This window comes from Pseudomonas sp. K2I15 (assembly GCF_002204795.1).
Taxonomy (GTDB): Bacteria; Pseudomonadota; Gammaproteobacteria; order Pseudomonadales; family Pseudomonadaceae; genus Aquipseudomonas.
This window is the reverse complement of record NZ_NIXO01000103.1, coordinates 1-9,578: the sequence shown is the minus strand read 5'-3', so window position 1 is coordinate 9,578 and position 9,578 is coordinate 1. Positions and strand designations below refer to the sequence as shown.

General features: G+C 61.1%; 7 protein-coding genes. 2 read left to right on the top strand and 5 right to left on the bottom strand.

Annotation, left to right across the window (positions count from 1 at the left end; all coding sequences use genetic code 11):
- Positions 1-295: 295 nt before the first annotated feature.
- From urtE to urtA, 5 genes are all read right to left on the bottom strand, one after another.
- Positions 296-985, bottom strand: a complete 690-nt coding sequence (gene urtE / locus CEC48_RS29800) for an urea ABC transporter ATP-binding subunit UrtE (protein WP_088427092.1) — start codon at positions 983-985, stop codon at positions 296-298.
- Positions 986-995: 10 nt separating this feature from the next.
- Positions 996-1,754: an urea ABC transporter ATP-binding protein UrtD gene (gene urtD, locus CEC48_RS29795; protein ID WP_088427091.1), complete on the bottom strand. Its 759-nt coding sequence runs from the start codon at positions 1,752-1,754 to the stop codon at positions 996-998.
- Positions 1,751-2,911, bottom strand: coding sequence for an urea ABC transporter permease subunit UrtC (gene urtC / locus CEC48_RS29790; protein ID WP_088427090.1), 1,161 nt, complete (start codon positions 2,909-2,911; stop codon positions 1,751-1,753). The genes urtD and urtC overlap by 4 nt, the downstream gene beginning before the upstream one ends.
- Positions 2,912-2,921: 10 nt before the next feature.
- The gene (urtB, locus tag CEC48_RS29785) at positions 2,922-3,839 is read right to left on the bottom strand and encodes an urea ABC transporter permease subunit UrtB (protein WP_169387756.1); all 918 of its coding nucleotides are present in this window, start codon (positions 3,837-3,839) and stop codon (positions 2,922-2,924) included.
- A gap of 66 nt (positions 3,840-3,905) precedes the next feature.
- The gene (urtA, locus tag CEC48_RS29780; RefSeq protein ID WP_088427089.1) at positions 3,906-5,114 is read right to left on the bottom strand and encodes an urea ABC transporter substrate-binding protein; all 1,209 of its coding nucleotides are present in this window, start codon (positions 5,112-5,114) and stop codon (positions 3,906-3,908) included.
- Positions 5,115-5,449: 335 nt separating this feature from the next.
- Between urtA and CEC48_RS29775 the strand changes: the two genes are divergently transcribed.
- Positions 5,450-8,836 (top strand): ATP-binding protein, encoded by a 3,387-nt coding sequence (locus CEC48_RS29775; RefSeq protein WP_088427088.1) that lies wholly within the window; start codon positions 5,450-5,452, stop codon positions 8,834-8,836.
- On the top strand, positions 8,811-9,509 hold the full coding sequence (locus CEC48_RS29770; RefSeq protein WP_088427087.1) for a response regulator: 699 nt from the start codon (positions 8,811-8,813) through the stop codon (positions 9,507-9,509). Before CEC48_RS29775 ends, CEC48_RS29770 begins: the two co-directional genes overlap by 26 nt.
- Positions 9,510-9,578 lie beyond the last annotated feature (69 nt).

Below are 9,578 nucleotides of genomic sequence, written 5' to 3'. Positions count from 1 at the left end.
TTATTACTGCCGGGCTGCCGGGCTAAGGCAACGAACTCTTTTTTCAGGCTCATGGCGTCTCTCGTGTTCCAGGGCATGATGGCTTTCCGGCGAAGTTGGCTCGCCGAAAAGTGTCCACCATGTCCCCGTACACCCGTCAACCATGTGTCCGGTCCATACACGCTTTTGCAAAGTGACTCGCTGTAAGAGCGAAACCATAGGTGGCCGTTACCTAAATAACGGATATGCACTCAGTCAGCCCAGCCCAACAAAACCCTCTGCAAAAAGAGGTGAAGAGACTCATGCTCAAGTCAGGTCACACCGACAAATACCGGCTAATGGTCGCCTCATCCACCCGGTCCCGGGTTTCTTCAATCACAAACCGCCCCTTCTCGATCACCAGAAACCGGTCGGCAATCTCCAGCGTGAACGACAACACCTGCTCGGAAACAACAATAGTCAAATCCCGCAAATTGCGAATCTCCTTAAGCGTACGAGCAATATCCTTAATGATCGAAGGCTGAATCCCCTCAGTCGGCTCATCCAGCAACAACACCTTCGGATTCGTCGCCAGCGCCCGGGCAATCGCCAACTGCTGTTGCTGCCCGCCAGACAAATTGCCGCCCTTGCGCGAACGCATGTCATACAGCACCGGAAACAACGCATACAGGTCTTCAGGCACCCTGCCCCTGGCCGACGCCGGCAACCCGGTCTGGATATTCTCCAGCACGCTCATACTGGGAAAAATCATCCGCCCCTGAGGCACATAGGCAATCCCCCGCTCCACCCGCTCATGGGTTTCAAGCGCAGACACATCATGCCCATCCACACTCACCTGCCCCTGCCACTGCGGCAGAATACCCATCAGGCTCTTGAACAGCGTGGTCTTGCCCATACCATTACGGCCCATCACCGCGACGATCTCGCGCTTGGCAACATCCAGCTCCAGGTCGTGAAGAATCTGGCTCTGCCCGTACCCGCAAGACAGTTTGTCGATCTTGAACATGCCCGACTCCTCAGTGGCCCAAATACACTTCAATGACTTTCGGATTGCTCTGCACCGACTCCATGCTGCCCTCGGCCAGCACTTTGCCCTGGTGCAGCACCGTGACCTTGTGGGCGATGCTCTTGACGAACTCCATGTCGTGCTCGATCACCAGCACCGAGCGCCCCTGGCTGATGCGCTTGAGCAACTCGGCGGTTTGCGCGCGCTCGTTGACGCTCATCCCGGCCACCGGCTCGTCGAGCATCAGCAACTCCGGGTCTTGCATCAGCAACATGCCAATCTCCAGCCACTGCTTTTGCCCGTGGGACAGCAGGTCGGCTTGCTGGTCGAGCAGTTCGCCGAGAAAGATCTCTCGCGCCACTTCCTCGACCCGCGCGATCACCTGGGCATTACGCTTGAAAAACAGCGCGCCCCACACCTTGCGCCCGGCCGGATACGACATCTCGAGGTTTTCAAACACCGTGAGGTTCTCGTAGATCGACGGGTTCTGGAACTTGCGGCCCACGCCTGCACGCACGATGTTGTATTCGCGCATCTTGGTCAGTTCCTGGCCGTCGAACTGGATGCTGCCGCTGGTGGCGCGGGTCTTGCCGCAGATCAGGTCCAGCACGGTGGTTTTGCCGGCGCCGTTGGGGCCGATCACCACCCGTACTTCGTTGCGATCGATATACAGGTTGAGGTTGTCGACGGCCTTGAAGCCATCGAACGACACGGTCAGCCCTTCAATGGCCAACACGGGTTTTTTCATTTCAAAACCGACGGCGGTCATGGCTGTGTCTCCAGGATCTTGGCTTCAGCCTTGGGCTTGACCTTCGCGGGTTCGACTTTCGCAACCGGCGTACGCCGCAACAGTTTGGCCAGGGCCTGGCGACCATGGCTCTCCCACACCCCCGCCAGGCCGTTGGGAAAGTACATGACCACGGCGATAAACAACCCGCCCATCAGGTACAGCCACAATTCGGGGAAGGATTCGGAAAAGTAGGTCTTGCCGTAGTTCACCAACAGCGCGCCATACACCGCGCCCAGCAGCGACATGCGACCGCCGACCGCCGCAAAGATCACCATTTCGATCGACGGCACGATGCCCACGAACGACGGCGACATAAAACCCACCTGCAAGGCAAACATCGCTCCGCCAATCGCCGAGAACGCCGCCGCCACGCAGAACACGAAGATCTTGAAGCTGGCCACGTCGTAGCCGGAGAACCGCACCCGCTCTTCCTTGTCGCGCATGGCCATCAACAGCCGGCCCAGCTTCGAGGCGAGGATAAAGCGGCCGATGAAAATGCAGCCAAACAACAGCCCGGCGTTGATGAAGTACAGGACCATCTTCGCGCCGTCGCCGCGCAGGTCCCAGCCCAGCAGGGTCTTGAGGTCGGTGATGCCGTTGACGCCACCGGTGAGGCCTTGCTGGCCGACGATCAGCACCGTGAGGATCAGCGCAATCGCCTGGGTGACAATGGAGAAATACACATCGCCTACCCGCCGCTTGAACAGCGCCATGCCGATGATAAACGCCAGTAGCACCGGCACCGCAATCACCGCGAACAGAGTGAACGTGAAGCTGTGGAACGGCTGCCAGAGCCACGGCAATTCGGTGATCTGGTTCCAGTCCATAAAGTCCGGAATACCGGGCGTGGACTGGATCTTGGTGCTGATCGGGTCCGAGGCCTCAAGCTTCAGGAACATCGCCATGCAGTAGCCGCCGACGCCGAAAAACACCCCCTGTCCGAAGCTGAGAATCCCGCCATACCCCCAGCACAGCACCAGGCCCACCGCGACGAACGCGTAGGTCAGGTACTTACCGACCATGTTCAGGCGGAACGCATCCAGGGTCAGCGGAAACACCACGAGGATCAACAACGCCAACAGCACGATGCCGATCAGGTTTTGCTGGCCGCCCAGCAGCTTGTCTAAAGCCTTCATCGGTTCGCCTCTACTTGCGCACTTTGATGGAGAACAACCCTTGCGGGCGCAGCATCAGGATCAGAATCACCGACGACAGCGTCAGCACCTTGGCCATCGAGCCACTGAGGAAAAACTCCGACAGCGATTGGGTCTGGGCGATCACGAACGCCGAGGCGATGGTGCCGAACAGGCTTTGCGCGCCGCCGAACACCACCACCAGGAAGGTGTCGACGATGTACTGCGAGCCTGCCGTCGGCCCGGTGGAGCCGATGGTGGTGAACGCCGCACCGGCCACGCCCGCAACGCCGCAACCGAGGGCGAAGGTCATGCGGTCGACCTTGCGCGTATTGATGCCCACCGCACGGCTCATCAAGCGGTTTTGCACGGTGGCGCGCACTTGCAGGCCCCAACGCGAGCGGTAAAGCATGACGAAAATCGCGCCGGTCAGCAGCAGCGTCAGGCCCATCATGAACAGGCCGTTGCGCGGGATTTCGATGGCGTCGGTGAGGTTCACCGAACCCATCAGCCAGGCCGGCGGTTCGGCACTCACTTCACGGGCGCCAAACACCGAACGGAAGGTTTGCTGCATCACCAGGGACAAGCCCCAGGTGGCGAGCAAGGTGTCCAGGGGCCGCTTGTACAAACGGCTGATCATCGCCCATTCCACCAGCCAGCCTACGGCGCCGGCGACGAGGAATGACAGGGCAATGGCAAAGAAAAAGTAGTACGGCTGAAAGCTCGGCGCGAAGTGCGCGGTGAGGCTGGAACAGACGTACGTGGTATAGGCACCAATGGTCAGGAACTCACCGTGGGCCATGTTGATCACGCCCATCTGGCCGAAGATGATTGCCAGTCCCAATGCCATCAGCAACAGCACGCAGAACACGGACAAGCCGTTGAACCCCTGCATCGCCGCGATGGCTCCAAATTCCGATAGCCATTCCATGATGATGGTCTCCTGAGAGCGGGAGGATGGTGATATGTGGGGGCGGTTACGCCCCCACACCGGGAACTATTGGTAGCCTTTCGGGAACGGATTCGGCTCGATCAGATCCGACTCGTAGATCACCTTGAACTGACCATTGGGCTGCACTTCACCGATGCGCGACTTGCTCCACAGGTGATGGTTTTCGTGGACCTTCACGTAGCCTTCCGGCGCATTTTTCAGCTCGATGCCAGGGGAGGCGGCGACGACTTTATCCACGTCGAAACTGCCGGCTTTCTCCACCGCCGCTTTCCACAACCATGGGCCGAGGTAGGCCGCCTGGGTCACGTCGCCGATGACTGCGTCCTTGCCGTACTTGGCCTTGAACGCTTCCACGAAGGCTTTGTTGTTCGGGTTGTCGAGGCTTTGGAAGTACTTCATCGAGGCATAGAAGCCGGCCATGTTTTCGCCGCCGATGCCCAGTAGTTCGTCTTCGGTCACCGACAAGGTCAACAGGGTTTGCTTGGACGAGTTCACACCCGCCGCGTTGAGTTGTTTGTAGAAGGCCACGTTGGAGCCGCCCACCACGGCTGCGAACACCACGTCAGGCTTCTTCAGCTTGACCTTATTGATCAGCGAACCGAACTGGGTGTTGCCCAGCGGGTAGTAGTCTTCGCCGACCACAGTGCCGTGCAGGACGTTTTCAATGTGCTTGCGCGCGATCTTCATCGAGGTGCGCGGCCAGATGTAGTCCGAGCCCACCAGGTAGAAGGTTTTTGCGCCCTTGGTCTTGGCGATCCAGTCGAGGCTGGCAAGGATTTGCTGGGTGGCTTCTTGCCCGGTGTAGATCACGTTTTTCGACTGTTCCAGGCCTTCGTAGAAGGTCGGGTAGTAGAGCAGGCCGTTTTCTTTCTCGAAGATCGGCAATACGGCTTTACGCGACGCGGAGGTCCAGCAGCCGAACACCGCGGCCACCTTGTCGTTGACCAGCAGTTTCTTGGCCTTCTCGGCGAAGGTCGGCCAGTCGGACGCGCCGTCTTCCTGGATCACCTTGATCTGCCGCCCGAGGATCCCGCCCGAAGCGTTGATCTGCTCGATGGCCAGGCGCTCGGCCTGGATCGAACCGGTTTCGGAAATCGCCATGGTGCCGGTGGCCGAGTGCAACTGGCCGACGGTGACTTCCGTCGGCGTGACGGCCAGGCCTTCGTTATCGGCCATGACGCCATGGCTGAACAAACTGGCCGCCAGCAATGACAAAGCCAACAACGGTTTGGAGCGGATCAATCGTGATTCCATGGGGCGACTCCTCTGCAATGAGGGGTTCAGCATGGCGGCAGGTGGCCACGGCGGGTATACGCAGCCTGACGTAACGGAGTACGTCATTTGACGTATGCCGCCCTGCACCTTTTCAGGGCAGGATCGCGCCCTTCACAAACAAACACTGGAGATCCCATGTGGGAGCGGGCTTGCTCGCGAATGCGATGGTTCAGTGAATACATTCGTTACTGGCACACCGTATTCGCGAGCAAGCCCGCTCCCACTCAAGCCAGCTCCTATATTTGGACCCGCGGCGCCTGCCAGGGCATGGAACTTGCTCATCCAACCTTGCCCACTTCCTGGAGCCTCCCACCGTGCAACCCCTCCCCGGCACCCAGCGCATCGTCAAGATCCGCCGCGACTACAATTCCTGGGTCGCCGACGAGACCATGGAAGACTACGCCCTGCGCTACACCCCAAAGTCCTTCCGTAAATGGTCGGAGCTGCGCATCGCCAACACGGCCTTGGGCGCGGTGTCGTTCCTGGCGCTGGAGGCCATCGGCGGCGTATTGGCCTTAAGCTACGGGTTCACCAACACCTTCTGGGCAATCCTGGCCATCAGCCTGGTGATCTTCCTTACCGGCCTGCCCATCAGCTACTACGCCGCCCGCTATGGCGTAGACATGGACCTGCTGACCCGCGGCGCAGGCTTCGGCTATATCGGTTCCACCATCACCTCGCTGATCTACGCCAGCTTCACCTTCCTGTTCTTCGCCCTCGAAGCGGCGATCATGGCCCTGGCCCTGGAGTTGTACTTCCACATCCCGCTGGCCATCGCCTATGTCATCTGCTCGCTGCTGGTGATCCCGCTGGTGGCCTACGGCGTGACCCTGATCAGCCGCCTGCAACTGTGGACGCAGCCCCTATGGCTGGTGCTATTAGTGCTGCCTTACGTCTTCGTCTTGTGGAAAAACCCCGAAGCCTTCAGCGACTGGACCAGCTTCGTCGGCCGCAGCAGCGACGGCGGCGACTTCAACCTGCTGTCGTTCTGCGCCGCCTGCACCGTGGCGCTGTCGCTGGTCACGCAGATCGGCGAACAGGTCGACTACCTGCGCTTCCTCCCGGAAAAAATCTCCGCCAACCGCAAGCGCTGGTGGGCCGCGTTGCTGTGCGCCGGGCCTGGCTGGATCGTGCCCGGCGCCTTGAAGATGTTCGCCGGGGCGTTCCTTGCGTTCCTCGCCCTGCAACATGAAATCCCCATGGAGCGCGCCGCCGAGCCGACCCAGATGTACCTCGTCGCCTTCGGCTATGTGTTCTCCTCCCCCGAATGGGCGCTGGGGGCGATGGTGCTGTTTGTGTTCATCTCGCAGATGAAGATCAACCTGACCAACGCCTACGCCGGCTCCCTGGCCTGGTCGAACTTCTTCGCCCGCGTGACCCACAGCCACCCCGGCCGCGTGGTGTGGCTGGTGTTCAATGTGGCAATTGCCCTGATGCTGATGGAGCTTGGGGTGTTCGATGTGATCGAGCAGGTGCTGGGGCTCTACGCCAATATCGCCATCGCGTGGATCGGCACCCTGGTGGCAGACCTGGTGATCAACAAGCCGTTGGGCCTGTCGCCCAAGCACATCGAATTCAAGCGCGCGCACCTCTACGACATCAACCCGGTGGGCGTCGGCTCGATGCTGATTGCCTCCCTGCTGTCGATCCTCGCCCACTTCGGCCTGTTCGGCGCCCTGGCCCAGGCGGCGCCGCCGTTTGTCGCGCTGGGCACCGCACTGGTCATGGCGCCGCTGCTGGCGTGGCTGACCAAGGGCCGCTACTACATTGCGCGCAGCAGCGAAGCGCAGTTGATTCACCCCCAGCCCGGCACCGACCTGGTGATTTGCGGCCTGTGCAGCAACCCGTTTGAAACCGCCGACATGGCGTTCTGTCCGGCCTACAGCACACCGATTTGCTCGCTCTGTTGCTCACTCGATGCGCGGTGCGGCGACCGCTGCAAACCCCACGCGCGCCTGGCCACCCAGTTTGAAGGGGTGTTGCGCTGGCTGCTGCCCGCAACGCTGGTGCCGCGCCTGCATACGCGATTGGCGCACTATTTAGGATTGCTGATCGCACTGGTGCTGATGCTCGCCGGCGCCCTGGCACTGATCTATATGCAGGCGGCGCAAGGCTTGCCGCATTCGCAAACCTTGTACCAGGCGTTTTTCAAGGCGTTCCTGACACTCTCGGTATTGGCCGCCGTACTCGCCTGGTGGGTGGTACTCACCCGCGAAAGCCGCCGCGTGGCCCAGGAAGAATCCGACCGGCAAACCTCGCTATTGATGCAGGAGATCGCCGCCCACAGCCTCACCGACCAGGCCCTGCAACAGGCCAAGGAAGCCTCGGAAGCGGCGAACGCGGCCAAGAGTCGTTACGTCACCGGGCTGTCCCACGAGCTGCGCACGCCACTCAACAGCATCCTCGGCTTTACCCAGATTCTGCAGCGCGACAGCGCCATGCCCGAGCAGCATCAGGACGCTTTGGCGACCATCCTGCGCAGCGGCTCGCACCTGTTGTCGCTGATCGACGGCCTGCTGGACGTGGCCAAGATCGAGGCCGGCAAGTTGCGCCTGGAGCTCACCGAAATCCCCTTCCCGGAGCTGATCCACGACTTGGAGCTGATGTTCACCCCGCAAGCCGAAGACAAGGGCCTGCGCTTTCGCCTGGACTGCGTGGGCAAGATCCCGGCGGTGGTGCGCGGCGATGAAAAACGCGTGCGACAGATCCTGATCAACCTGCTGGGCAACGCAATCAACTTCACCGACAGCGGCGAAGTACGCCTGCGGGTCAGCTACATGCGCGAGACCGCCAACTTCGAGATCATCGACACCGGCATTGGTATTGACCCGGAGCAGATCGAGCGGATTTTCCAGCCCTTTGAACGCGGCGACCTGATGCGCCAGGACAAGGGCGTGGGCTTGGGCCTGACCATCACCCGCATGCTGACTTCGTTGATGGGCGGCGAATTGCGGGTGGTCAGCGAACTGGACAAGGGCACCTGCTTCCAGGTGCGGCTGTTCCTGTCCCAAGTCCGCGTACCGCAAGCCGTGGTGCATGTGGAACACGACATCATCGGCTATCACGGCGAACGGCAGCGCATCCTGGTGGTGGATGACCATGTGGACCATCGCAAGGTGCTCAGCGGCATGCTCACGCCCTTGGGCTTTGAGGTGGCCCAGGCCAGCAACGGCCAGGAGGCGATCCGCCAGGTGGCGTTACTGGCGCCGGACCTGATCCTGATGGACCTGTCGATGCCGACCATGGACGGCTGGGAAACCAGCCGGCTGATCCGGCGTAACGCGCTGTCTACTGCGCCGATCATCGTGATCTCCGCCAACGCCTTCACCGACGACCGTGAACGCAGCATCGCCGGCGCCTGCAACGACTACCTGGCCAAGCCGGTGCGCACCCCGGAATTGCTCGGGCGCCTGCAACTGCACCTGGATTTGCAGTGGCTGCGCCGCAGAACGCCGATTGCCGCACCTGTCGCCACACCAGGCGTACTGCCGAGTGCCGAAGACCTAGCGGTGCTCGCCGAACTGAGCGCCATCGGCTACGTGCGCGGCCTGCATGAAAAGCTCGAAGCGATCCTGGCTCAAAACCCCGACACCGCACCGTTTATCACCTCGCTCCGGGCGCTGCTGAAAAGCTTTCGCCTGGAAGAACTCAACCGAATCCTGAAGGAGGCCGAAGATGAATGCCTTGACCCCCAGCGCTGAGCCCGGCGTGGTGCTGATTGTCGACGACACCCCGGACAACCTGGCGATGCTCTCCGATGCGCTGGACGACGCCGGTTACATGGTGCTGGTGGCGCTGGACGGCCTCAGCGCGCTGAACCGCGTGCAACGCCGGCGCCCGGATTTGATCCTGCTGGATGCGGTGATGCCTGGCCTGGACGGGTTTGAAACCTGCCGCCGGCTCAAGGCGCAACCGGCCAGCGCGGACATTCCGGTAGTGTTCATGACCGGGCTGACCGACAGCAAGCATGTGGTGCAGGGGTTTGAGGTGGGCGGCAGTGATTACGTGACCAAGCCGATCCAGACCGATGAGGTGTTGGCGCGGGTGGCGGCACATTTGCGTACCTCGCGGATTCTGTTGTCGGCGCGGGCGGCGACGCAGCCGAGCGTGATCACCCTGGAGGATGAGCCGGCGCATAAGCTGTTGTCGGCGCGGTTTCAGCTGACGGAGCGCGAGGTGGAAGTGCTGCGTTGGGTGGCGTGTGGCAAGACCAATCGGGATATTGGCGATATTTTGGGGTTGAGCCCGCGCACGGTGAACAAGCACCTGGAGCACGTGTATGTGAAGTTGGGGGTGGAGACGCGCACGGCGGCGACTTCGGTGGCGATGGCGGCGATGAGCCCAACCCGGCCCCCACAGATGGCTACGGTCTAAAATGTGGGAGCGGGCTTGCTCGCGAATGCGGTGTGTCAGCCACCGAATTTGTTACTGATACACCGCATT